This window comes from Chloracidobacterium sp., from assembly GCA_016720705.1.
GTDB lineage: Bacteria > Acidobacteriota > Blastocatellia > Pyrinomonadales > Pyrinomonadaceae > OLB17.
The window spans coordinates 1-24,866 of sequence record JADKKB010000002.1 but is presented as its reverse complement, the minus strand read 5'-3'; the positions used below and the strand labels follow the sequence as shown (position 1 = coordinate 24,866).

The window sequence follows — 24,866 nt, the reverse complement described above, 5'->3', positions numbered from 1 at the left end:
CTCGTGATTCATAGTGCGTCCTTGGCGGCATTGATAAACGCCGCGACCTTTTTATGATCCTTTTTCCCGGGTGCTGATTCGACACCGCTCGCTACATCGACCGCAAATGGCTGAACTGCCCGGATCGCGTCGGAGACGTTCTCGGCGGTGAGGCCACCCGCGAGGTAAACTCGATCCGCAATTTCGACAATTCGCCTGGCTATTGCCAGATCGATCGTTTTCCCGGTGCCCCCGCGTTCACTTTCCGAATACGCATCCAGCAAGATCGCGTCAGCCTTGAACTCCAGTACATCGTTCGGATCGAAGTCGGACCCGATCCTATACGCTTTGATTATTGCGGCATCCGATAATGCTCGTAGCTTGGCGATAAACTCGGGACTCTCATCACCGTGTAACTGGATCGCGTCAAGTTGTACGATTTTCTGAATTTCGACTATTTTCTCGCAATCTGCATTTACAAAAACGCCGATCTTTTCCGCCGTCAACGGTAACTTCTCGCCGATCGCCTCGGCGTCGCTTGGCGAAATATATCGCTTGCTGCCCTTATAAAAATTGAATCCGATCGCATCTGCACCGCATTCCAATGCGTTTAGTGCATCCGAAAGGTCTGTAATGCCGCAGATCTTGACCCTCGTGCCTGACGCGTCAATGTTCTCCGTTGCCTCGGCGGCATAATCCTTTTTCTCGTCCTTCAAACGGGTTACGAGATACCAAACAATAAAGACATTCAATCCAAGTATCGCGATCCGCACCCAGGTGAACCGCTCGTACAGTTCGTATAGCTCGATCGGTATTAGCAACGCGGTCGCAAATGCGGTCAAGTACTCAGCCCACCGTTTCTGTAACCAAAGTCCAATGCCCTCGGTCATTAAAAGGCCGGAGTATGTGAACGCAACGGTGCTGAAGGTGGCGATCTGTTTGTTGCCGAAACCGGTAAGTTTATCAAGAGTCGCGTCAACAAAACGATTTGCAGCGTCGATACCGTGACGCGAAACGAAATCCGTCGCCCATTCGTGCACGTCTCGATTGACTAATGTGAGCAGTTTTACGCCGATCGCGACCAGTACCGCGGCTTTTACGAACTTCATAACCGAAATGAAGTGTATCGTCCACGTACGCTCCCGACGCGTCTGATCCTTATATCTTAAATGCGGCTTTTTCACGCCAACTCCTCCAACGCGGCAGCGGGGTCGCCGGATCGCATAAGTGTTTCGCCGATCAAAAAGCCGTCGTAGCCAAGACTGCGAAGTTCGTCGATCTCGGAGCGCGATGACAAACCGCTTTCGGCGATCATCAGGGCGTTGCCGGGCCGTTCTTTGATCAAGTTGCGCGCCACGTCGAGTGATACGGCCAGCGTCTGAAGGTCGCGATTATTGACGCCCACGATCTTCGCCCCGACATTGTTAGCCATCATTAATTCTTCTGCCGTGTGAACCTCGACGATCGCGTCCATACCGAGTCCATCTGCCGTAGCCAGCATACGCTGAAGTTCGACCTCCGAAAGTGCAGCGACGATCAGTAGGACGGCATCAGCACCACAGATCGCTGCCTCGTGGATCTGATATTCATCTACTAAAAAATCCTTGCGGAGCAAAGGTAGCGAGACTGATGCACGAGCGATGGCGAGGTCGTCGAGTGAACCCTTGAAATGCTCGGGTTCGGTCAAAACCGAGATCGCTGCCGCACCGCCGCGTTCGTAGGCTTGCACGGTCTCGCAAACGCCGATCCGATCATTAATAACTCCTTTCGACGGCGACGCACGCTTGAACTCCGCAATGATGTTAATTCTGCCCGCCCGAGCGATCGCTGCATAAAATGCGTGTGGTGCCGCCTTGCCTCGGATAACCTCAGCTTCACCTCTGACCTTACGCATATCGGTCTCGCGTGATCTGACGGCAACTCGCTTGCGCGATTCCTCTATTACTTTATCGAGAAATGTACCCTTCATAGGCTTACCTCAGAGATCTGACGGAGTTTGCTGAGTGCCGAACCGTTGCGGATACACGCGCGGGCGATTTCATATGCATCAGTGAGCGAATCGGAGCCTCCCGAGACGTAGACCGCGGCCGCCGCGTTAATAAGTATGAGCTTTTCGGCGTCACGATCAATAAGTTCGTTCGACAAAACGGACACTATGATCTTTGCGCTTTGCTCGACCGTACAGTTCATCGGCAGGTCACCGGCGACCGAACTAATGCCGAAATCCGAAGGCGTCACGGTAAATTCGCGTATACCGCTACCGTCGACCTCAGCCACGCTGGTCGGTGCGTTCAGAGATATTTCATCAAGGCCATCGGTGCCGAAGACGATCCAGGAGCGTTCCGTGCCGAACCTCGTGAGGACACGTGCCGTCTTTCGGACCAAACTCGCGTCCCAGACGCCGATCACGTGATGAGATGCCGATGCGGGATTGCATAGTGGGCCGACATTGTTAAATATCGTCGGCCTTTCGACGCGCCGCCGAGCGGCAGCAAGTATCGGCGACAGCGAATGAAATCTCGGGGCGAACATAAAGCATAGACCGTATGCATCAAGATCGCGGCGAGTCGCGGCGATCTCGATGTCGACGTTGACACCGAGCAAAGACAGAACGTCGGCACTGCCACTCGATGATGTTGCGGCACGATTTCCGTGCTTTGCGACCGTTGTCCCGGTGGCCGCGATCACGAACGCCGCCGCGGTCGACACATTAAGCGTTTTCGATCGACTACCGCCCGTGCCGACTATGTCCGTAACAGCGGCACTCTGGTGTTCGAGCGGCTTCATTCGTCCACGCATTATCGATGCAAAGCGGAAAAGCTCATCCTCGGTCGTGCCCTTTCGCGACCACGCGTCCAGTAATCCGGTGAGGCCGTCTTCGTTCATGCTTGTGACGAGTTCGTCAAAAACTACCTCGGCGTCATACGGCGACACGTCCCGGCCGGAGCGAAATTCGTTGGTATAGTGCTTTAATATCTCGCTCATAATTACAATTTACCGCTCTCGGCGATATCGATGGCACGCTGGAGGACTTTTGCCTTGTTGACAGTCTCGTCAAACTCCGACGATGGAACGGAATCGGCGACGATGCCGGCACCGGCCTGGATCTTTGCGATGCCATTTTCTAAAACCATAGTGCGGATCGCGATGCAAGTGTCCATATTGCCCGCATAGTCAAAGTAACCGACCGCCCCCGCGTAAACACCGCGAGATGTCGGCTCGAGTTTACGAATGATCTCGATCGCACGTACTTTCGGCGCACCCGAAACGGTCCCGGCGGGGAAGCAGGCCGCGAGAGCGTCAAAACGATCAAGCCCATCTCTTAAATTCGCTGAAAGGGCACTGACCAGATGCTGTACGTGCGAGTATTTCTCGACCGACATCAATGTATCGACCTTCACTGACCCAAATTCCGCGACGCGGCCAAGATCGTTTCGGCCGAGATCGACCAGCATAAGGTGCTCGGCGACCTCTTTCGCATCGCGACGCATTTCGTCGGCCAGTACGGCGTCCTCGGCAGTTGTTCTGCCACGCGGCCGAGTGCCGGCGATCGGCCGATATTGGAGTTTGCGATCCTCGCATCGCACTAGCATCTCTGGCGACGCTCCTATCACCTGTTTATGGCCCATATCGAGCAAAAACATATACGGCGAAGGGTTGATCGACCTGATCGCCCGATAGATCGCGACGGCATTTGCCGATGTCGGCCGCGAAAAGCATTGCGACATCACTGCCTGATAACATTCGCCGGCGTTGATCAGCTCTTTGATCTCGGTGACAGCGTTTTCAAACGCCTCGCGTTCCCAATTGGACGTCGGTGTTACAATATCAGCGTCAGAACGGCCTGCGTAAACGGGCGGCCAGTTCGGCAAACTCGGATCTTCCAGACGGACACGTAGCTCCGAGTTCCGCTGTTGAGCCGTCGCCGGTTCGCCCTCAAAGTCCAAAGAGATGATCTTGACGATCTGCTTTGCGTGATCGAATGCGACGACTGTGTCGTATATCATCATCGCCGCGTCCTTCTCTCGATCGCTGGTAAGCGTCGGCTCGAACCATTCGCAGCATTCGAATCCGAGATAGCCGATCGCCCCGCCGATAAATGGCGGAAGTTCCGAGTCGGGATCGGCGAAGTACTCCGCGAAATGCTCCCTTAGCTCGGCAAACACCTCGCCGGTCATCACACGATTCGCACCGGCACCGATAAAGGAATATCGTGCAAGGTTGCGCCCGCCTTCGACCGATTCAAGCAGAAAAGAATTTGCCGCTCCGTCTGCAAGTTTCAAATATACGGCCAAAGGCGTCAGCAGATCGGCGGGCATCGTCGCGACGACCGGTATGACCTTTGTTCTATTTGCGATGGTTTTCATAAGTTGCCACTAGCCTTCGCTAGTAGAAATGATAGATCAAACTTTCGACTAAGCCGGACGCTATTGGCGATCAATATAATTGGACAATAATTGCTTTTCGCTGCAATTTCTGTGTCCCAAGAGTTAATTCCACAATCAAAAACGCCGCCTGAGCGATCAACTCAAGCGGCGCAAACGATGTCTAATGTCGAGCGAATGCTGTCGCTCAAGACCCGCAAAACGCCGAGCTATACCACCACCAAGAATACTTGGCCGAAATCGCGTTGCTTTTGATACGTGTCTCAAACATTGAAATCTATTAGAACGAAAACCGAACAGGCTGTCAACCTACATCTTCTCAGGCACCTCGATGCCGAGCGTGGCAAGCGCCGCGGTCAGCGATCTTCGGGCCATATCGGCGACGACAACGAGAACGGCGCGTTTGAGCGGATCGGGCTCGATCAGGATCTTGTGATTGTGGTAGAAGAGGTTAAATGCCTTTGCGAGCGAAAACGTATATTTCGCAAGTATCGCTGGTTCGTTGGCGGCGGACGCCTGATTTACGGTTTCCTCAAGCCGGGAGGCAAGTATCGCCATCGACCAGATATCGCTGGCCGGATCGGCCGCGAGAATTGCGTCGAGCGTGTCGGCCGATACTAGGCGTTTGCGGCAATCTTCGAGAGTCTCGCCGATATCCGCGAGCTTTCTGAAAATTGAATTGGCCCGAACGGCCGAATATTGACAGAAACATCCCGTTTCACCCTCGAATGACAGGGCTTCCTTAAAGTCGAAGATGATGACCGTATTTCGAGTGAATTTGAGTAGAAAATAGCGCAAAGCCCCGACCGCGAGTTGATGGGCGATCTCAATTTTCTCAATTGACGGCAGTTCGGGATGACGCGATTCGACTTCGGCCAGGGCGTTTGCTTCAAGACGGTCGATCAGGTCATCGGCCTTGACGCCGAGACCCTTGCGGCCGCTCATTTCGATGAAAGGCCTTTTGCGATCTTCGTCAGACAGTACAAAGCCAAGTTCCTGTGCCGCGGCGGGCGAGAGCGCAACCATTTCATACGCAAGATGAACGCTTGCCTGTTCGCCACGCTCGGGCGAGATCGCGGCAACACCTTTCTTGACGACCTCTTGCGGATACGATTGGCGAGTGTCGATGACGTTATAGATCGTTTCGCCGCCGCCGAATTTCGTTTCGATGCTTGCATCGCCCGTGTCCGCGGTCGTGATCGCTACTTCCTGGCCGTTTGAGTAGGTGTGAAACTTGCGATAGTTGAAATCAAGCCCGAGGATACCGAGTTTCCACATTTGATAGGCGATGTCCTTGCCGGTGTAGGTCACGGTGCCGTTTGAACGGACGAGGATCTTGTCGGCTTCATGATCGTCGCTGGCGGTGTGCGATTCCCACGGCATAACCCAACAACCGGCGTGTTTGCCCTCGGCTTCAAAGTGGATCACGCCGAGCTTTTTCATCTGCTCAAATGCCTTATCCCAAAATTGGAGGTGCAATATCTCGGATTCACGCGGCAAAAGGTCGTAGCGGATCGAAAGTCGTTCCATCGTGTCGAGAATGCACCGCACATTTCGTGTGGCGACATAATCAGCGAGTTCAGCGGTTACGTTGTCGCCCGCCTCTACCGCGTGAAGCACTTCCGCACGTTTTGCTTTCAGGTCTTCGTCAGCTAGATATGCGTGGCCGACTTTGGCGTAAAGGTCCCAGCAATAGTAATCAAAACTCTTACCCGCGGCAGTCAGATCGGCGTCAAGAGCCTTGATCGACTCCAGATCGCGGTTCTCGATGTAGATAAAGCCGACGACCACGTCTGCCACCTGGACGCCTGTGTTGTCGATGTAATTCTGAACTTCGACACGTTTTCCGGTTGCTTTCAGTATGCGTTGAAACGTGTCGCCGATCACCGAATTTCGTACGTGGCCGATATGAGCGGCCTTATTCGGATTTACCGAAGTATGTTCGACGCAGACCTTCGGGGAGTTTTCGTCCGTGGCTTTGACCGTCGATGGTAGCGGATCGGATCCGAGATTGTCGGCGATAAACTTGCTACGATCGATGAAGACATTGAGATAGCCGGCCCCGGCGACCTGGACATTACAGACAATATCGACGGAATCGAGCTTTGTACGCAGCGACTCAGCGATGTTTCGCGGATTCTGCTTTTCGCCGGTCGATTGCTTGATCTGTTTTGCTAGCTCAAACGCCGCAGGGAATGCAAAATCGCCAAATTCCGTTTTTGGCGGCAACTCCACGACGATCTGATCCAGATCGATGCCAAATTCGGCTTTCGCCGCGTCTCGAACCGTGGCTTTGAGCAGTTCAACTATTTCGGTTATTGTCATTACGTTCAAATTACCCCAACTAGATAAAACGGTAATTATATCCATTTGAACGGAATGAAGGCAAAAGGCCGCATAAGCGACGCTATTGGATCGAAACCGTCATCGTGTAGGTGGTGGCACGCCCGAGGTTGTCGACGCACAGCGATTGGTCGCCGTTTCGCTCAACTACAAATGAATAGCTCGTCTCACCGGACTCGAAAAAAATGACCTTTCCGGAGCGTGAACTCAACACGCCGTTTACGGTTTGTCCGCGCCGGGCGCCGGCCACATAGCATACGCGCCCGCCTGCTCGGACCGAACCCGTAACGGTCGCCGATGTTCGGCCGCGTGCAAACCTAATACGAATATCGGCCAGCCCTACCGTAGATAGCGTAAGGATAATTGAAAATATAGCGAAAGTTCTAAGCGTCATTTTCATCGTAATCACAACTCCTTGGCGGACGGCCGCAATAATTAGTTTTGTAGCATAACCAGCTCATTTAACTTTTTGTTTTAGTCCGAAACGGCTAAACTCGTATCTTTATGCGAACACTATATTTTGATTGTTTTGCCGGCGCAAGCGGAAATATGATCCTTGGGGCATTAATAGCCGCAGGCGTGCACGCTGAGGGTCTGAAGACGGAACTTCGTAAATTACAGATCTCGGAATTTGATATAGAGGTTTCGACCGTCGACCGTTCGGGGATAACATCGACGCACGTTGATGTAAGGGTGCCGCACGAACACGTTCATCGTCACTTGCACAATATCGTCGATATTATAGACCGTACCGATCTTTCAGATTCGGTCAAATCGCGTTCGAGGGCGATCTTTACACGGCTTGCAGAGGCCGAAGCAAAGATCCACGGCATCGAAGTCGGAAAGGTTCACTTTCACGAGGTCGGGGCGATGGACGCGATCGTGGATGTAGTGGGCTCGTGCATTGGGTTTGAAATGTTGGGGATCGAGCGATTTACGTGCTCGAAGGTCCACGTTGGCAGCGGATTTGCACAGATGGCCCACGGAAAATTTCCGATCCCGCCGCCGGCAGTTGCCGAACTTCTGACCGGAGTGCCGATCTACTCGACCGAGATCGAAGGCGAACTTATGACGCCAACCGGAGCCGCGATCATCTCGACGGTCTGTGACACCTACGGTCGGGTGCCGGAAATGTCGGTTGCGGTCACCGCTTATGGAGCGGGGACGCGGCAATACGAAGGGTTTCCGAACGCCTTGCGGATAATGGTCGGCGACTCTGAAGTTGCGTCGACGGGAGAGTCGGGCGCGACCGATGAATTATTGGTGATCGAAACGAATATCGACGATATTTCGCCCCAGATCCTCGGATATGTGATGGAGCGAGTTTTCGAGATCGGGGCACTGGACTGTTGGTTTACGCCGATCCAGATGAAAAAGAACCGTCCTGCCACGATGGTGTCGATCCTTTGCGATCGCGAGCATCGGCGTTCACTCACCGAACTTCTTTACAATGAAACGACCACCATCGGTATCCGCGTCCGCAGCGTCGAACGCGAGTGCCTCGAGCGCAAGACGATAACGGTCGCTACTGTTTATGGCGATATCGATATCAAGATTGCTAGACACAAGGGCCGTGTCGTCAATATAATGCCGGAATACGATCAGGTCAAAGCGGCAGCAACTGAGCATAAAACGACATTTCACTCTGTTCGCGAAGCAGCAGTTTCGCAGTTTGCCGAATACGGCATTTCGGAAAAGGCAGTTGCCTAGGAAGTTAAATTATGTCTAATGAAACGACCGGCAAGGTCGACTTAAAAAAGATCGCTGACGGAGTTCGGCTGATGTTAGAAGGAATGGGCGAAGACCCGGATCGGGAAGGCCTGCAGAAAACGCCGGCCCGCGTCGCTGATTTCTACGCGGAGTTGACCGATGGTATGTGGCAGGACGCCAAATCACATATTCAGGCTCTGCCGGGCGATTCGCACGACGAAATGGTCATCGTTAAGGACATAACCATAGCGTCGGTCTGTGAGCATCACCTTGCCCCCTTCGTAGGCAAATGCCACATCGCTTACATTCCGAAGGGCGGCCGGATCGTAGGGCTTTCGAAGCTCGCGCGGATCGCCGAAATATTTGCCCGGCGGTTGCAGGTCCAAGAGCGTCTCACACAGCAGATCGCTCAGACACTGTACGATGCACTCGACCCGATCGGCGTGATGGTCGTGATCGAGGCTGAACATACGTGTATGACGCTCCGCGGTGTGAAAAAGCCGGGTGCGATCACCATTACGTCCGCAGTCCTCGGCGGATTTAGAAAGGATCCGCGGACGCGTGCCGAGGCAATGTCATTGATCAAGGGATAGCAATATGAAAAAAGTTTTATCAGGTTTACTGATCATTTCGTTTGTAGCAACGGCCGCATTGGCACAGGATCGCACGGCTTCGTTTGACGCGAAAAGGATGATTCAGCGAGTAAAGCGTCTCTCGGCCGACGATTTCGAAGGCCGCGGGCCCGGAACAGACGGCGGCAAGCGGGCGGCGCAATATATCGCGGATCAGCTCAAGGCCGGCGGCGTGAAACCGGCGAATAAGGGCAGCTACTTTCAGAATGTCACTCTCGCAGGCCTAAAAGCTGATCCAAATACAAAATTGGCCGTTGCGGGTAAAAATGGCGTGACCGACTACAAATTTGGCGATGATTTTGTTGCTACCACCGGAGCCCAAGCCGAAAGAATATTGGTCGAATCTGAGATAGTCTTTGTCGGTTATGGCATAGATGCTCCGTTGTACAAGTGGAACGACTATAAGGGCGGCGAGGCCGATTACAAGGGCAAAATATTGATGATACTGGTCAATGACCCGCCGGCATCGGCCGGAGAGCCGGACCTTTTTGGTGGAAAGGCCCTGACGTATTTCGGCCGTTGGACATACAAATTTGAGGAAGCCGCACGCAGGGGTGCGGCGGGCGTAATACTGGTGCACACGACGGGTTCGGCCGGTTATGGTTGGAATGTTGTTCGCACGTCGAACGGCAATTGGCGATACGAGATCGCTCGTAAGGCCGGTGACAAGTCGCCGTATTTGCAGTTTAAGGGCTGGGCGACAGAGGATGCGGCATCTCGGATACTTGGCTCGGCAGGATTCGATCTGACGAAGTTGAGTGCGGCGGCCCGCACGCGTGACTTCAAACCGGTTAAAACGGGTGTCACGGCCAAACTGGAGTTGAACAGTCAGATGAAGACCTTTGATTCGCCCAATGTCGCCGGCATCGTCGACGGAACAGATTCAAAACTAAAGAGCGAATTTGTTATCTATTCCGGACACTGGGATCACCTCGGTATCGGCGAGCCAAATGCCAGCGGCGACAAGATCTATAACGGAGCCTACGACAACGCATCCGGAGTCGCGGCTATACTCGGCATTGCAGATGTCATCGCGAAACTGCCTAAGAAAGAACGGCCGAAACGGTCAATTATGTTCTTTTTTCCGACGGCCGAGGAGCAAGGCTTGCTTGGGGCCGAATATTATTCAAAGCATCCGCTGGTACCGATTGATAAAACTGCCGCCAACGTCAATATCGACGGCGTAAATTTCTTCGGCAAGGTCTCTGACTTTATGCCGCTCGGCGCCGAGCGTTCGTCAATGATCTCGGTAATTAATGAGGCTGCGGCAGAGCGTAAATTGACGGTCGAGGCCGATATGCAGCCCGAACAGGGATTTTTCTTCCGCTCGGATCATTTTCCTTTCGCCAAGGTCGGCGTGCCCGCGGTCTCACTGCAGCACGGCGATAAATTTCTAAAACCGCTTAGAGCCGAAGCGGCAAGCTTCTTTAACGGATACAATTCGACGCATTATCATCAGGTGACCGACGAATTCCACGATTGGTGGGACGTATCCGCTATGGTCCAGGAATCGGAATTTGCCCTCGCGATCGGATTGAAACTCGCAAATTCGCCGACAATGCCGAGATATAACGACACCGACGAGTTTTCGGCGGCGGATAAGAAGCGGTTCACTAAGTAACTGCGTACCTGGATTGCAGAGTGTAGCGTGTGGATATATTTCGTCTTACACGCTACACTTTTATGTTTTAAGATGACACAAAGTTTCTATATAACAACGCCCATTTACTATGCGAACAGCCTACCGCACCTCGGCCATCTGTATACGACGATCGTGGCCGATGCGATCCGCCGATATAAAAAACAGCGCGGTTTTGATACGTATTTTCTAACCGGAACCGACGAGCACGGGATCAATATTCAGCGGGCAGCCGAGAAAAATGGCCGAACGCCGAAGGAACAGGTGGACCTCATCGCCGGCGAACTGCAGCGGATGTTTCGCGAGTTTCGACTCGATACGGACAATGGCGGTTACGACGTATTTATGCGTACGACCGAGGCGTTTCATTACCAAGGGGCGCAGCATCTGTGGCGTGAGATCGCTAAAAATAAGACGCCTAAAGGCAATGACACGATCTATAAGGGCTTTTACGAAGGCTGGTTCTGTGCTCCGTGTGCTGAATTTAAGACCGAGGAACAATATGTGACGCCCGACGGCTCGGACGTCCCGAATTGCCTCATCCACGAGCGTCCGCTCGATAAAGTGGCTGAGGAAAGCTACTTTTTTCGACTTTCGGATTACGATGAATGGCTGATCGAAACGATTGAGCATGACGTCAACCGTGTTCGCCCCGAAGGGCGACGGAACGAGGTGATATCGTTTATACGAAGCGGCCTTCAGGACCTATCCATCAGCCGACAGAAAACAGCGGTTTCGTGGGGCGTTCCCGTTCCGGATGACGACGCACACGTAATGTATGTTTGGTTGGACGCACTATCGAATTACATCACCGCACTCGGGTACGGTAATGAAGAAAGAACAGGTTTCGAAAGGTTATGGCCGGGAACGCACCTTGTTGGAAAGGACATTCTTCGTTTCCACACGGTTTACTGGTTTTCATTTCTTAAGGCGGCCGGACTTTCGCTACCGGCAAGCGTTTTTGCCCACGGTATGTGGCTCGATGCCGATGGCCGCAAAATGGGCAAGACGATCGGCAACGTGATCGAAGTAGATGTTCTGCACAAGCATTTTCAAGTAGACGCGTTGCGTTACTTTTTGCTCCGCGAGATGGTCTTCGGGCAGGACGGCAAGTTCGGCTATGAAAACCTGATCGAACGAGCAAATGCTGATCTCGCAAGCGGACTCGGGAATCTCGCGAGCCGAACATTTTCGATGATCACCAAGTATCGCGAAGGCCTGATCCCGAGCGGTACGATCGCCGATGAAAACCGCACGCACGCTGAAGGCGTCGGCGTGGATGCTGACGGATACGAACTCGCGGCGGCAGTCGAACACGCTCGGGACGATTTTATGCGGCGTTTCGACAAATTCGAGTTCAGTCTAGGGCTTGAGACGATTTGGACGGTCATTGCCCGCGTCGATAAGCTCATCTCGGACTCAAAGCCCTGGAACCTGATCAAGGACGACAACCAAGCGGAAACGCTTAACGCCGTGCTATACGGGGCGTGCGAAACGCTTCGCTGGCTATGCGTCGAGCTTTATCCGGTGATGCCCGAGGCGTCAAAGAATATTTATAGCCAGATCGGTCTCAGCGACGATATCGCCACGCTCGATCCGGCCAACCTCAAATGGGGCGAACTTGCCGCCGGAACCAAGATCGGCGAAACCGTCGGCGTATTTCCGAGAATTGATAAAAATAAAGTTATGAACGAAATCAATGAGTCAATAGTCAGTAGTCCTTCGTCATTAGTTTCCGATCCATCCAATGTCCCGGTGAAAAAGGACGAAGAACAAATGACAAATGACCGTTTCATCACCATCGACGACTTTCTTAAGGTCGATCTTCGAGTCGGGGAAGTAAAGGTCTGCGAGCGGATCCCGAAGGCCGACAAACTCCTGCGTTTTGAGATCGACCTTGGCGAAGAAAAGCCTCGACAGATACTTGCGGGCCTCGCGGAATACTACGAACCTGAAGCACTGATCGGTCGTAAAGTCGTCGTCGTCGCTAACCTAAAACCCCGAATGATGCGCGGCCTGGAGTCGCAGGGAATGATCTGTGCGGCAAGCCTCGAAGATAATTCGGGCCCAAAACCCGCACTCGCGGCATTTCTGGAGGACGTTGAGGTCGGAGCACGGCTTAAATGACATTTGTCGATTCTCACTGTCACATCGACGGCGACTCGTTTGACGCGGACCGTGATGAGGTCGTCCAAAGGGCCAGAGATGCGGGCGTTGCGGCGATGCTGAATATCGGAACGGGTGATCCGCATTCCGATGATTTTCGAAGGGCTGTTGCGGTGGCTGAGAAATACGATAATGTGTACGCTGCGGTCGGCGTGCACCCGCACGATGCAAAACTTTATGACGACAAGGCGGAAGAACATCTTGTCGAACTTACCAAGAGCGATAAGGTAATTGCGTGGGGCGAGATCGGACTTGACTATTACTACGACCACAGCCCGCGTGAAGTCCAGATCGACGTATTTCGACGGCAGATTCGTACCGCACGGGAACTGGCTTTGCCGATAATCATTCACAGCCGCGATGCTGATGATCAGACAGTCGAGATCCTGACCGAGGAATGCTCTTGGGACGGTTTTCGCGGCATTATGCACTGTTTTGGCGGAACGCCGCGGATGGCCGAGGATCTGATGAAGGTCGGATTTATGATCTCGTTTGCCGGTAACGTGACGTTTAAGAAGGCCGAGAATCTCCGCGATTCGGCTCGCGTTGTACCGCTTGACCGCTTGCTGATCGAGACCGATTGTCCGTTTCTTACGCCGATCCCTTTCCGCGGAAAACGTAATGAACCGAGTTATGTGGTTCACACCGCAAAGTTTCTGGCCGAAATGTATGGAGTTGGCGTTTTGGAACTTGGAGAACGAACTACGGCGAATTTTATCGATCTATTCGGCTTAAAAACGGATAAATTTGGCAATGGATCGATTCGCGACGAACGGTAAGCCGTGTTATAATTTATACATAAGTTCGCCGTGATAAAACAAATGTGTTACTCAGCACGCGTTTGTAAAAAACGTGGGACAGTGGGACAAAACGTATAATCTATTTATTTGCATAAGTTAAGTTGTCCCACTTGTTGTCCCACTTTAACAATGTTTGGGACAAGATAGTTATCACCGCCCGCATCCTCGCATTTGTTTTGCAATAGATGCACTTGAGGAAGGTTGTTTTGGGCGATCGATAGATCGGAGGTGCGCGGTGCGGATTATCGTTACTCGCGTGTAAGATTAGTTTATGGCAAAAGAAAATTCATTTGATATCGTTTCTAAGACCGACTACGCCGAGCTCACAAATGCGTTAAATCAAACCGGGAAAGAGATCTCGCAGCGATTTGATTTTAAGGGTAGCAAGGCTGCTGTCGAGCTAAAGGACAAAGATCTCATCATGACCGCCGAAGACGAGACGCGTCTGCGTAATATGAATGACATCCTCCAGAGTAAGTTGCTCAAACGTGGGATCTCGCTCAAGGCCCTCGATTATCAAACTATCGAAGCGGCGGCGGGCGGGACTGTTCGCCAATTGGTGAAGGTACAGCAGGGAATCCCTATCGAAAAGGCCAAAGAGGTCGTTAAGTATATTAAGGACGCTAAACTCAAGGTCCAGGCGTCGATCCAGGGCGAGACCGTACGCGTGTCGGGCAAGGATCGCGATACCCTGCAGGAAACGATTGCCGCTCTGAAAGGAAACGACTTTGGCATCGATATGACGTTTGATAATTTCCGCAGCAATTAGTTTATACCGACTATGGGGCCAAGGGCTTATTTGATCGTAGTGTTTTTTGGCTTCTTGCTGGTTAGTTGCGTGAGACCCGTTATTTTTGAGGGCGTCTCGATGACGCCGACGATAAAAGACGGAGACAGATTGCGGTTTTCTTCGAATATTTCAAAGCTCGAACGGGGCGATATCATTTTGTTCAAGTACCCCAAAGATCCGAGCAAATTCTATATCAAACGTGTTGTCGGATTGCCTTCCGAACGGATAGGTATCCGCGACGGGAGAGTTTTCATCAACGACACGCCATTTGACGAATCGTATGTAGATACGAGATTTAATCAGAATGACCAGACATTTCCGCCCATTACGGTCGAACCAGAAAGTTATTTTGTAATGGGTGACAACAGGGACAATTCGTCCGACTCGCGGTACTGGGGAACTGTCGACCGAAATCTGATACAGTCGAAGTACGTTAGTGGTGATTAGATCGGAAGATTTGGACGAGGAATAAGAAGTCGGCCAAATGAACGTTTCCGTTAAAACTACCCGGATTTGATAGATGCAAACATTCGCGTCAGCAAAAAAAGAATTGCTTACCCAAGCCAAGGCTTCCAAGATCTTTGGGCTGATCGCTAATGAAATGAGCCTCGTCGAGGCTGAGTACGAGCGGCAGGTCCAGTCCAATATTCAGGTGGTCAATTATCTGGGTGATTATCTTCGGGCGTCGGGCGGCAAACGTGTACGTCCCGCTTTGCTGATACTCGCAAGTGGTGCGTGCGGGGGTGCGACTGCGGGTAAAAATGTCATAAGTCTGGCGACCGTTATGGAGATGCTCCACACGGCGACACTCGTTCACGACGACATAATTGATAACGCCGACCTTCGCCGCAATCGTGCGTCGGTAAACGCCAGATTCGGGAATCAAACCGCCGTCCTTATGGGCGATTGGCTGTATATGTCGGCGTTTGAGACCTCACTGCAGGAAAGATCGCTCGAGATCCTCGACATTCTGACGCGATTGACCCGCAAGATGACCGAGGGCGAACTAATCCAACTGACAATGATCGGTCGCCTCGATATAAGTGAATCTGACTATTTCGACATACTAAAGCGAAAAACCGCATTCCTGTTTTCGGCTTGTGCCGAGATCGGAGCCATACTGGCCGGTTCTACCCTAGAGCAACAGCACGCACTCCGCGATTACGGTATGAATCTGGGAATCGCGTTTCAACTCGCCGACGATATTCTTGACCTCACATCGGAGGCTGAGAATCTCGGAAAGGCGGCAGGGACCGACCTTTTAGAAGGTAAAGTTACGTTGCCGCTGATCTATTTACTGCAGAGCGAACCGTCACTACGGCCAAAATTGGAGGATGTGATGCTGACGGGAGCATATAACGAGATATCACGCGATGACATTCGCGAATTGCTCGACGTACGGGGAATAATCGGCCAGATTCGCGAGCGTGCAAAGGAGTTTGCCGACGCCGCAAGAAAAAACCTTGATGTTTTTACGGAAACCGAGTATCGTGTTGCTTTGGAAGGAATTCCGAATTTTGTGATCGACCGAAATAGCTAGGGATCAGAGACCTTGGGAGCACAAACTCCCGACAACCATACACTACCGAGTTTTAGCCCGATCTGCGTAATATGCTGGACGAAAATCTAATTTCTACACTTGAGCAAAGTCTGCGGCAAACCCGAAACGCCCAAAATCGTCTGATGGCTCGCCTGCGCGAGGCCGAGGTCGAGGTCGATCTTCTGCGTCAGGAGATCACTGCACTCGAAAATAGTGCCTCGCAGACCGAATCTGCGATAGACAGCCTTTTGGTCACGATGCGCTCCGGCAATCGAGGGCTTCACGCTCCGCGGACCATCAAAATGGACGATGAATACGAGATAAGGCCGGAACCGCGTGATAGTTACATTGGACGTGTGGACCCGACCGAAATCAATGGCCGCCGCTTTGGCGGATCAGTATCGTATATCAATCAGCATCGCGGGATCCCGTCGATCGTTCATAATTCGGCCCCGCTGAGTCAGCGTTTTAGCGACCTGACCATCACACAGGCCTGTACTCTGTTGCTCCGCGAATCCGGCCAACCGCTTCACGTTAACGAGTTGTATAATCTCCTCGTTGCCGGTGGAATGCGTTTTAAGGGCAATAATCCGACGATCTCGATCGCGGTTTCGCTCAATCGAAATCGGCGGTTTAGCAAAGCCGGACCGGGCACCTTTGAATTGGTGATGCGCGAAGCCGAACGCTTTGCTTCGTAGTCAAAACTTTTGAACGGTTTATGCCGGCCTCATATTCGTAACAGCGGATGTGAGGCCGGCGATCTGGTTTGCAATCACAGACATTTCGGAGTAAAAGTTATAGATAATTTTCGTAAAGGCATACTGAGATCGGGAGATGTTAATGAGAGATAGATATACAGCAATTATGAGCGGACTTGCGTTTTCGCTATGCGCCATCGTAATGACGGCAGCGTTTAGCACGTCGGTTTCGGCGCAGAAAGTTCGGCTTCGATCGCAGATCACGCCAACTTGCGGTAGTTCGTCTAATCTGAAATTTGCGGATATTTATGCCGATGGCAATATTGCCGTGCAGGGTAGCTACAATTGCCGCGGAGCTTTTATATACGACATTTCCAACCCCGACGCTCCGAAACTGGCGAGTTGGTATAATCCCGGATCTAACCAACAGTTTTTAGAAGCGATCGTCATCGGTACACGAGGCTATTTTGGTAGTGGCAACGGCGGCGGTGTGCATATCGTGGATCTGACCAACCCATACTCGCCGCAGTTGTTGGGGATCGTCAATTCTGCTACCGGTAACGGACATAACTCGATCCACGAAATGATGGTGATAAATCAGATGGGGTCTGAGATCCTGATCGAGAACTTCAATGGCTTTTCCAGCAAGATCTTAAAATTCATCGACATCACAAATCCGGCAAATCCGGTTTTTATTCGGGACCTCAATCCCACGGAACCGATCTGGGTACACGCGATGCACATTCGCGGCGACCGAATGTTTACGTCCGGATGGGGAAGTTCGAGCCAACGAGGCCGAACCGAGATCTACAACATCGCCAACGTAGCAAATACGCCGCCGCAACTGCTTGGATTCATTGACGATCAATCCGGGGTAACTGCGGGCAACAGTATGCATAGCAGTTGGACGAGTGAGGACGGGAAGTACCTTTACAGTTGTCGTGAGACGAGTAACGGGAACGGTGATCTCAGAACATATAATATCGAAAACCCGGCAACGCCATTGCTCGTCAATTCGGTAGGGATGAACGCATTGTCGATCAACGCGGTCACGCCGCATAACCCGGTCGTGATGGGCAATCGACTTTATATTTCGTGGTATCAAGCGGGAATTCAGGTTTTTGACCTTTCAAATCCGAGCACACCGATCCGTGTCGGCCAGTACGACACATACCCGGCGGTCTTCGCACCTCCGGCAGAGGAGAAACAAGCTCTCTTGGATGCTGAGCCCTGGGATATGGTCTGCGGTTCGGACTCGCGACAGAATCTGCTGCCGACGAGCTATGACGGTAACTGGGCAGTCTATCCGTTCCTTGGTTCCGATAAGATCCTGGCGGGAGATCTGGCCAACGGCCTGCTCGTGCTTGACGCAAGTGCAGTCACGTCACCGGTAAAGAATCGTGTTTCTGATTTCGACGGCGACGGCAAGACCGACCTATCGGTATTTTCGCCCTCCGGCACCCTCTGGAGTATTGAGAATAGTTCTGACAGCACGGCCTCGGCCGTTGGATTTGGTTTCGGGACTGATGTTTTGGAACCGGGCGATTATGACGGCGACGGCAAGACGGACATTGCGATATTTCGTCCTTCGACGGGCACCTGGTGGATTCGCCGCAGCAGTGATCCGGGCAATTTCTTGGCGATGAAGTTTGGCTTGAGTACGGATATTCCCGTCGCTGGCGACTATGACGCCGACGGCAAAACGGACTTGGCCGTGTGGCGGCCATCAACCGGAATTTGGTATATCCAGCAGAGCACACTTGGATTCAAGGCAATGCAGTGGGGCGTAAGTGGTGATAAGCCGGTCGTAGGCGATTTCGAAGGCGACGGCAAGATCGATATAGCCGTATGGCGGCCGTCGAACGGCGTTTGGTATGTAAGCCAGAGTTCGTCATCGATCCCGCTGTATCGAGCCTTCGGAACCAACGGCGACAAGCCCGTCAGTGGTGACTTCGACGGCAACGGCGTGTCGGACTTTACGGTTTACCGCCCCTCGAACGGAACGTGGTATATGCTTGATCCCTCCACTCAGACATTTTCGGCCTTTAACTTCGGCATCGCCGAAGATGTTCCGATTCCCGCAGACTACGACGGTGATTCCAAAGCGGACATTGCTGTCTTCAGACCTAGCACGAGTGTTTGGTATCGTCTAAATAGTACAAACGGCGGTTTCTACGCCCGACTTTTCGGCCAGACGGGAGATATCCCATCGCCGTCCTCTGTACAGCCGTAATAATCGCTTTGGATCTTTAAGAGCCCAAAGTCAGGCAATTAGCTTGACTTTGGGCTTTTTGTACTTAATATGATGCTATGAAACTCCACCTAGCGATTGAGAGCGGGTCCTTGGCCGGACAGGTATTTGATCTGGAAAACGGCTTTTTAACCATTGGCCGCGGTGAAACCTGCAGTGTACGATTCGATCCTCTCAGCGAGCGGATCGCGTCGAAACAACACGCTTTTATAGAATCCAAGGTCGACGGCTTTTTTCTCACTGACAACCGGAGCACCAACGGTACGATCCTGAACGGCATACCGGTCGGATCGTCCAAACTCACATCCGGCGATCGAATTCAATTTGGTAAGAACGGCGTGACCGGTGTAGTGCGTATCGAATGTGACGGAGTAGCCGACATAGCACCGTCGGCTGAAAACTATCGTGATCTGCAGGTGCAGCAGTTTAGCCAACTAGCCGCGACCGGTCCGGTCAATTTACAAAATTCCATCACTAATCTTGGCCTGGGCCGCGTGGTCGTTGATCCGAACGAGAAAAAGACCGGCAAATACATCGGTATCGGCGTCACGATCTTCGCGATCGCGTTTATGATGCTGATCGTCGCGGCCATTATGTTTCTAAGCGTCGGGGTGGTACCAGCCGTCATAGCGTCAGTCGTAGCCTTTGTCCCCGCGATCATCTATATCATCCCGCTGGTGTGGCTCGACCGCTACGATCCCGAACCGATCTGGCTACTTGCTCTGGCATTCGCGTGGGGGGCACTGGTCGCCGTAATTGTCTCCTTTGTCGTAAACACCTTTTTCGGCGTCGCGGTCGGTGCCGCGGTCTCGCCGGAGGCAGGTCAGGTCGTCGGTGCGGTCATATCGGCGCCGGTCTTCGAAGAAGGGTCAAAGGGAATAGGCCTCGTCATATTGCTGATCTTTTTCCGTAAATATTTTGACGATATACTTGACGGGATCGTGTTTGCCGGTGTGATCGCCCTCGGCTTTGCCACGGTTGAAAATGTTCTCTACTACGGCAGGGCGTTGGGCGGTGGCGGCTTTGGGGCTTTGGCCGTGATCTTTTTTATGCGAGGTATCTTGTCGCCGTTCGCGCACGTGTCATTCACTGCAATGACCGGAATCGGTTGCGGCATCGCTCGCGAGTCACATAACAAATTTGTTCGGATATTAATGCCGCTAGTCGGGTATATTGGAGCGGTCACGCTCCACGCTATCTGGAATGGAATGGCTGTTATCGGTGGATTTCAGGGCTTTTTAGTCGGCTATCTGATCCTGGAGATACCGTTCTTTCTGATCATCGCCGGCTTCGCTCTGTGGGTTATGCACCGCCAAAACAAGATACTAAAGGAAATGCTTGCTATTGATATTGCCCGCGGTTTGATCTCAACTGAACTCGGCGAAACCGTCACTTCCGCATTCAAGAGTTCGGGTTGGCTGATCAGTGGTCTATTTGGCGGCAAGTTTCGAGCTCGCAGCCATTATTTGCGTGCTGTCGGCAAGCTTGGACTAAGTTACTGGCACATTCAGAGGGCAACTGCGGCACACGGTCAAACGGGCAGTTTCCAACAAAACCCTCTGCTTCGGGAAGAAGTGTTGAGATGGAGGGATCAGGTATGATCTTGACTAACAAACTTCAAAAAGTAATCATCGAATTGCATTTACTATCTTTTGGGATTCGTTTATAATAATTTCGGTTTGCCCGTATTGGTCTTTTAGGCTACGGCGGTGACAAGCAAACGTCAGAAGGATTTTATAAGACGACTCGTAATTAACGAGTTCAAGATTTTAGCGGGTCCGAGCACGATCTCATTTAACGTGAAATAGGTGCTCCCCGATAGAGGAAGGCCGCGGATGCCTTTCTAAACAGAGATTCCTGCGTGAACTTAATTCAATACTTGTCCATTTGGGACCAACTCCCATACTCAAGCTATCAGTCCAAAGTACGCGTCTATGCTCTGCCGATCGAGCTGTAAGCTCGGCGTCTATATCCGATCCAATACTCTGACAAAGCTCTAACCTACGTAACTGCGGGCAAAATAGTAATCCAAATTAAGGAAAGTATTTGTTTGTATGTCAAAAGAAATGATCGTTAGCGTCAACGGACGCGAAAAGAAGATCGCAATTCTGGATAACGGAAAGGTAACAGAATTTTATATCGAACGCGGCGAGGAAAACTCGGGTGTCGTCGGTAACGTATATAAGGGCCGCGTTATGCGGGTCCTGCCCGGTATGCAGTCGGCGTTTGTCGACATTGGGCTCGAACGCGATGCGTTCTTGTATGTTTCCGACTTTTTCGACGAAGACGAGGAGATCGAACGCGTCGTAATGGAAAAGAATAAGAAAGCTTCGCCGGAGGAAGCTAAGCGCGAGGCCAACGAGCAGATCGACCGTAGCCGCATTGAACGCGAAAAGCAGATGGAATCGGTTCAGGAGATCGCGGAACCGCTTGCGGAGACCGGTGCTGATATTTTGGTTGAACTATCAGATGATGCTCGAAACGAGAGCGAACCGGAATCGGATCGGGAACAAGAAAAGGGCCGCGGACGTGGGCGTGGCCGTGGACGAGGCCGCAACGGCCGGGACAATCGTGACGATCAACCGCGACAAGAGGAAATGCGGCCTGCCGAACCCATTTTCGAAGTCGAGTATGACAATGCCGGCTTTGAGCGTATCAGTGATGACGAAGAGAGTACCGGCGAACTCTTCAAGGATGCCTATATGCAGGAGGCGATCCAGCACAAGGTGCGAACCATTGAGTTTGATATGGAAAGCGTCGATGTCACAGAGGTCGGTTCATTGATCGACTCAGTAACGGCAGAGACCAGTACGTTCGAGCGGATCGCCGACGAAGACGACGAAACCCCCGTCGTACCGGCTAAGGGACGCAGCAAGACCAAGTCCAGGGCGAAGGCGAAGGTTGAGGTCGAAGTGCAGCCCACGGTAGAGGCGATCATCGAAGACGCGGCTGACGAGGCCGTGGTTGAGTCCAAAGATGAAAAGCCAGCCGCAAAACGCAAGGCTCCGGCAAAGCGTGGTGCGGCCGCAAAGGGTAAATTCTCCAAGCCGAAGGCGAAAAAGAAAACGGACGGAGATGAACTTGAGGACGCCGAAGCCAGTGTTAAGGAATCCGGCGATACCGCCGAAATGGCCGTCCGCCGCGGCGGACGTGGGCGCCGTCGGAGTGGAAAGCCAAAAACGGACGAAAACGGTGAGTTGATACCTGACACCAACGACGATGTCGATGGAAACGTCGATGAGACTTTCGAGGCTTCCGAAGCAGTCGAGCCGGTCGAGGCCATTGTTGAGATCGCCTCCGGCGATGCCACCGAGCCGCAAGCGGTAAACGCCGACGATCGGGAACGTCCGGCTGACGACCGTGGAGGCCGCGACTCTCGTAATAAACGCGGAGGGCGGGGCCGGGAACGGCAGTCGTCCGACCGACCCGCAAGTGATCGACCGCCGACCGACCGTCCGTCGGGTGATCGTCCGTCCAATGATCGTCCGCCGACCGATCGTCCGAGTAGCGAACGTCCGACTGGTGATCGTCCGTCCGGTGATCGTCCGAGTGGCGAACGAACCGAACGAAATGATCGCGGAGGGCGTGGGCGTAATGACCGCAATGATCGCAATGATCGGGGCGGTCGACCGCAGCCGCTGATCGCTGATCTTCTTCGGGAGGGCCAAGAGATACTCGTCCAGATCGCCAAAGAGCCGATCGCGAAAAAGGGTGCTCGCATCACTTCGCATATCGCTCTGCCGGGCCGCTATCTGGTCTATATGCCGACGATCGAGCATCTCGGCGTTTCACGCAAGATCGAATCTTCGAGCGAACGCTCTCGGCTTCGCACGCTGATCCAACGCATTCGCCAGGACGCCGAGATCCCGTCCGGTGGATTCATTGTTCGTACGGCGGGCATCGGAATATCCGAAGAAGATCTGCGAAATGACGCTCGGTATCTGGCCAGGATGTGGGCAGAATCCAAAAAGAATTCCGAGAAAAAGCGCTCACCGGCCATTGTCCATCAGGACCTTGACCTGGTTCAGCGTATTCTTCGCGATCAGTTTTCGGATGATTTTACGGCGATTCGCGTCGATAGCGAAGAGGAATATCTCCGCACCGTCGAATTTATTAATCTGATCCAACCGCGTTCGGTCAACAAGGTCAAGCTATACACGCGTGACGAGCCGATCCTGGAATATTACGGCGTACAGGAAGAGATCGAAAAGGCTCTCAAGCCGCGTGTTTGGCTCAAGAGTGGTGGTTATCTCGTGATCAACCAGACTGAAGCCCTTGTAGCGATCGATGTCAATACCGGCAAATTCGTCGGTAAGGGCAATGCTCGCCTCGAGGACACGATCACCCGCACCAATATGGAAGCGGTCGATGAGATCGCACGGCAAATACGCCTTCGCGACCTCGGCGGAATTATCGTGCTTGACCTGATCGATATGGATGATCGTCGAAATCGGCATAAAGTTTCGCAGGCTTTGCAAGAGGCACTCTCGACCGATCGCTCCCCGACCAAGGTGCTGTCATTTAACGATTTCGGGCTGATCATTATGACCCGCAAACGCGTCAAGCAGTCGCTCGAACGCACAATGTGTGCACCCTGTGACTATTGCGAAGGTTCGGGTTGGGTCAAGTCGCCGACGACTGTCTGCTACGAGATACTAGCCGAAGCCCGTCGCTTGGCGAAAAACGTCGAAGACGTTCGTCATACCACCCTGCGTGTGCATCCGGAAGTCGCAAAATCGCTGCGCAGTTCCGAAAGGGAAGTGCTCGAGGAGATCGAAGCTCATCTAGGTCACGTCGATGTGACTTCTGACAAATCGGTCCATCAAGGGCAGTTCGATTTTGCATTCGTGTAGATCGCAACGTGATCGGGCGATCAACTCGCCGATAAATAAAAAGGCTTCGTAGAGATACGAGGCCTTTTTTGCTACAGCGATCGAAGCGTTGACCGGGTGATTTCGCGACCCTTACAGCCTAATGTCCTTTTTAGCGTCTTTGGCGTTTGACGGTTTTGCAAAGATCGAATCGGAAATGCTCTTATTAAATTCGACGGTCAGGTAATTGATCCGCGACGACTGCTGGCCATTGGTAAAGCGGTCAATTATGAATGGCGTTTTGATGCCGTCGATCTCAACGAACTGCGCGTAGCGGTCTTCTTCCTTGATCTCATCGGTGTCGTCTTCGCCGCCGCTTTTATAGATCGCCTTTACGGGCAGTCCGTCATCGGCAAACTCAAACTCGACCATAAGGCCGTCCTTGTAGGTCAATTTAATGACATCGTTGCGTTTGCCGAGGGTCGCCGCACGTTTGCCAATATATGTGATCTCGCCGTCGCCTTTCCAGTGTCCGCGAAGCAGATTGTCGAGGCTTACGCGAACGCCGCGTTTGAAATTCGCGATCTGGTCTTCGGTCTGGATCTTGATCAATTCTTGCTCTCCGTCAAAGACCCATCCGGTGTTGCCGACATTGGTCTGAACGGTCCGTTTACCGCCGCCCTTAAATTCGGTTCTTTCCTTGTCCGGAAACGCTATCACATCCACAAACGTCTGAAACGAAATTAGAGTGTTTTCCTTGATGACGCTGAATTTCCCACGGCCGATCTGCGAACGGACATTCAGATAGCGGTCGCCGCCCAGATTCTTTACCGCTTGGGCGATCACTGCCTGTGCCTTTTCGGCCTGATCAGCAGTCGGTGCGTTTTGTGCCGCGATGCCAAACGCAGCGAATGCGGTAATGGCGGCGATTATGAAAAATTTGTTGATTGGGCGAAAGTTCGATCTCATATTAGAAAATGGCCTTGGTGAGTTTCATCCCCAAGGCCTTTGATGCATAAAGTTGGACAACGGTTTAGTTGAGGCTGAAAACCTCGCCCGGTCTTACGACGATCTCGCCATCCTCGGCGTCAACGATGAACTTCATCGCGACCTTCCACTCAT

19 protein-coding genes are annotated in these 24,866 nt (G+C 52.6%); 12 read left to right on the top strand and 7 right to left on the bottom strand.

What is annotated here, in order from left to right:
- Nucleotides 1-8 precede the first annotated feature (8 nt).
- From IPQ00_02435 to IPQ00_02410, 6 genes are all read right to left on the bottom strand, one after another.
- A complete protein-coding gene (locus tag IPQ00_02435) occupies nucleotides 9-1,088 on the bottom strand; it encodes a phosphoribosylanthranilate isomerase (protein ID MBL0239423.1) in 1,080 nt (359 codons plus the stop codon).
- Between the two features lie 71 nt (nucleotides 1,089-1,159).
- Nucleotides 1,160-1,948, bottom strand: a complete 789-nt coding sequence (gene trpC, locus IPQ00_02430) for an indole-3-glycerol phosphate synthase TrpC (GenBank protein ID MBL0239422.1) — start codon at nucleotides 1,946-1,948, stop codon at nucleotides 1,160-1,162.
- Nucleotides 1,945-2,964 (bottom strand): anthranilate phosphoribosyltransferase, encoded by a 1,020-nt coding sequence (trpD, locus tag IPQ00_02425; protein ID MBL0239421.1) that lies wholly within the window; start codon nucleotides 2,962-2,964, stop codon nucleotides 1,945-1,947. The genes trpC and trpD overlap by 4 nt, the downstream gene beginning before the upstream one ends.
- A gap of 2 nt (nucleotides 2,965-2,966) precedes the next feature.
- Complete coding sequence (locus tag IPQ00_02420; protein ID MBL0239420.1) at nucleotides 2,967-4,346, bottom strand: anthranilate synthase component I family protein; 1,380 nt, start codon at nucleotides 4,344-4,346, stop codon at nucleotides 2,967-2,969.
- A gap of 327 nt (nucleotides 4,347-4,673) precedes the next feature.
- Nucleotides 4,674-6,689 carry an arginine--tRNA ligase gene (gene argS / locus IPQ00_02415; protein MBL0239419.1) on the bottom strand — a complete coding sequence of 672 codons (2,016 nt, stop codon included), beginning with the start codon at nucleotides 6,687-6,689 and terminating at the stop codon, nucleotides 4,674-4,676.
- 82 nt (nucleotides 6,690-6,771) lie between these two features.
- Nucleotides 6,772-7,101, bottom strand: a complete 330-nt coding sequence (locus IPQ00_02410; protein ID MBL0239418.1) for a hypothetical protein — start codon at nucleotides 7,099-7,101, stop codon at nucleotides 6,772-6,774.
- 110 nt (nucleotides 7,102-7,211) lie between these two features.
- Between IPQ00_02410 and larC the strand changes: the two genes are divergently transcribed.
- The 12 genes from larC to IPQ00_02350 all read left to right on the top strand — a co-directional run bounded on the left by larC (nucleotide 7,212) and on the right by IPQ00_02350 (nucleotide 23,786).
- Nucleotides 7,212-8,417, top strand: coding sequence for a nickel pincer cofactor biosynthesis protein LarC (gene larC / locus IPQ00_02405; GenBank protein MBL0239417.1), 1,206 nt, complete (start codon nucleotides 7,212-7,214; stop codon nucleotides 8,415-8,417).
- 11 nt (nucleotides 8,418-8,428) lie between these two features.
- On the top strand, nucleotides 8,429-9,010 hold the full coding sequence (gene folE / locus IPQ00_02400) for a GTP cyclohydrolase I FolE (protein MBL0239416.1): 582 nt from the start codon (nucleotides 8,429-8,431) through the stop codon (nucleotides 9,008-9,010).
- A gap of 4 nt (nucleotides 9,011-9,014) precedes the next feature.
- Nucleotides 9,015-10,670 carry a M28 family peptidase gene (locus IPQ00_02395; GenBank protein MBL0239415.1) on the top strand — a complete coding sequence of 552 codons (1,656 nt, stop codon included), beginning with the start codon at nucleotides 9,015-9,017 and terminating at the stop codon, nucleotides 10,668-10,670.
- A gap of 72 nt (nucleotides 10,671-10,742) precedes the next feature.
- Complete coding sequence (gene metG, locus IPQ00_02390) at nucleotides 10,743-12,815, top strand: methionine--tRNA ligase (protein ID MBL0239414.1); 2,073 nt, start codon at nucleotides 10,743-10,745, stop codon at nucleotides 12,813-12,815.
- Nucleotides 12,812-13,633, top strand: a complete 822-nt coding sequence (locus tag IPQ00_02385; protein ID MBL0239413.1) for a TatD family hydrolase — start codon at nucleotides 12,812-12,814, stop codon at nucleotides 13,631-13,633. The genes metG and IPQ00_02385 overlap by 4 nt, the downstream gene beginning before the upstream one ends.
- Nucleotides 13,634-13,925: 292 nt before the next feature.
- Entirely contained in the window at nucleotides 13,926-14,423 is a 498-nt protein-coding gene (locus IPQ00_02380; GenBank protein ID MBL0239412.1) for a YajQ family cyclic di-GMP-binding protein, read from the top strand.
- 69 nt (nucleotides 14,424-14,492) lie between these two features.
- Nucleotides 14,493-14,891: a signal peptidase I gene (gene lepB, locus IPQ00_02375; GenBank protein MBL0239411.1), complete on the top strand. Its 399-nt coding sequence runs from the start codon at nucleotides 14,493-14,495 to the stop codon at nucleotides 14,889-14,891.
- A 73-nt stretch (nucleotides 14,892-14,964) separates the two neighbouring features.
- The gene (locus IPQ00_02370) at nucleotides 14,965-15,984 is read left to right on the top strand and encodes a polyprenyl synthetase family protein (protein ID MBL0239410.1); all 1,020 of its coding nucleotides are present in this window, start codon (nucleotides 14,965-14,967) and stop codon (nucleotides 15,982-15,984) included.
- Nucleotides 15,985-16,055: 71 nt separating this feature from the next.
- Nucleotides 16,056-16,682, top strand: a complete 627-nt coding sequence (locus IPQ00_02365; GenBank protein MBL0239409.1) for a hypothetical protein — start codon at nucleotides 16,056-16,058, stop codon at nucleotides 16,680-16,682.
- Between the two features lie 142 nt (nucleotides 16,683-16,824).
- Complete coding sequence (locus tag IPQ00_02360; protein ID MBL0239408.1) at nucleotides 16,825-18,915, top strand: VCBS repeat-containing protein; 2,091 nt, start codon at nucleotides 16,825-16,827, stop codon at nucleotides 18,913-18,915.
- A gap of 77 nt (nucleotides 18,916-18,992) precedes the next feature.
- Entirely contained in the window at nucleotides 18,993-20,534 is a 1,542-nt protein-coding gene (locus tag IPQ00_02355) for a PrsW family intramembrane metalloprotease (GenBank protein ID MBL0239407.1), read from the top strand.
- A 1,527-nt stretch (nucleotides 20,535-22,061) separates the two neighbouring features.
- A complete protein-coding gene (locus IPQ00_02350; GenBank protein ID MBL0239406.1) occupies nucleotides 22,062-23,786 on the top strand; it encodes an Rne/Rng family ribonuclease in 1,725 nt (574 codons plus the stop codon).
- Between the two features lie 111 nt (nucleotides 23,787-23,897).
- Here the strand turns inward: IPQ00_02350 and IPQ00_02345 are convergent, their stop codons facing one another.
- A complete protein-coding gene (locus tag IPQ00_02345; GenBank protein ID MBL0239405.1) occupies nucleotides 23,898-24,713 on the bottom strand; it encodes a hypothetical protein in 816 nt (271 codons plus the stop codon).
- Nucleotides 24,714-24,866 lie beyond the last annotated feature (153 nt).

What these genes read in the sequence shown, in the direction of transcription:
- IPQ00_02350 (MBL0239406.1), top strand. Translation starts at nt 22,062, where the DNA reads ATGGCCGTCCGCCGCGGCGGACGTGGGCGCCGTCGGAGTGGAAAGCCA.
- metG (MBL0239414.1), top strand. Translation starts at nt 10,743, where the DNA reads ATGACACAAAGTTTCTATATAACAACGCCCATTTACTATGCGAACAGC.
- IPQ00_02380 (MBL0239412.1), top strand. Translation starts at nt 13,926, where the DNA reads ATGGCAAAAGAAAATTCATTTGATATCGTTTCTAAGACCGACTACGCC.
- IPQ00_02435 (MBL0239423.1), bottom strand. Translation starts at nt 1,088, where the DNA reads ATGAAGTTCGTAAAAGCCGCGGTACTGGTCGCGATCGGCGTAAAACTG.
- folE (MBL0239416.1), top strand. Translation starts at nt 8,429, where the DNA reads ATGTCTAATGAAACGACCGGCAAGGTCGACTTAAAAAAGATCGCTGAC.
- IPQ00_02370 (MBL0239410.1), top strand. Translation starts at nt 14,965, where the DNA reads ATGCAAACATTCGCGTCAGCAAAAAAAGAATTGCTTACCCAAGCCAAG.
- IPQ00_02420 (MBL0239420.1), bottom strand. Translation starts at nt 4,346, where the DNA reads ATGAAAACCATCGCAAATAGAACAAAGGTCATACCGGTCGTCGCGACG.
- IPQ00_02360 (MBL0239408.1), top strand. Translation starts at nt 16,825, where the DNA reads ATGAGAGATAGATATACAGCAATTATGAGCGGACTTGCGTTTTCGCTA.
- larC (MBL0239417.1), top strand. Translation starts at nt 7,212, where the DNA reads ATGCGAACACTATATTTTGATTGTTTTGCCGGCGCAAGCGGAAATATG.
- IPQ00_02365 (MBL0239409.1), top strand. Translation starts at nt 16,056, where the DNA reads ATGCTGGACGAAAATCTAATTTCTACACTTGAGCAAAGTCTGCGGCAA.
- IPQ00_02410 (MBL0239418.1), bottom strand. Translation starts at nt 7,101, where the DNA reads ATGACGCTTAGAACTTTCGCTATATTTTCAATTATCCTTACGCTATCT.
- IPQ00_02395 (MBL0239415.1), top strand. Translation starts at nt 9,015, where the DNA reads ATGAAAAAAGTTTTATCAGGTTTACTGATCATTTCGTTTGTAGCAACG.
- IPQ00_02385 (MBL0239413.1), top strand. Translation starts at nt 12,812, where the DNA reads ATGACATTTGTCGATTCTCACTGTCACATCGACGGCGACTCGTTTGAC.
- IPQ00_02345 (MBL0239405.1), bottom strand. Translation starts at nt 24,713, where the DNA reads ATGAGATCGAACTTTCGCCCAATCAACAAATTTTTCATAATCGCCGCC.
- IPQ00_02355 (MBL0239407.1), top strand. Translation starts at nt 18,993, where the DNA reads ATGAAACTCCACCTAGCGATTGAGAGCGGGTCCTTGGCCGGACAGGTA.
- trpD (MBL0239421.1), bottom strand. Translation starts at nt 2,964, where the DNA reads ATGAGCGAGATATTAAAGCACTATACCAACGAATTTCGCTCCGGCCGG.
- trpC (MBL0239422.1), bottom strand. Translation starts at nt 1,948, where the DNA reads ATGAAGGGTACATTTCTCGATAAAGTAATAGAGGAATCGCGCAAGCGA.
- argS (MBL0239419.1), bottom strand. Translation starts at nt 6,689, where the DNA reads ATGACAATAACCGAAATAGTTGAACTGCTCAAAGCCACGGTTCGAGAC.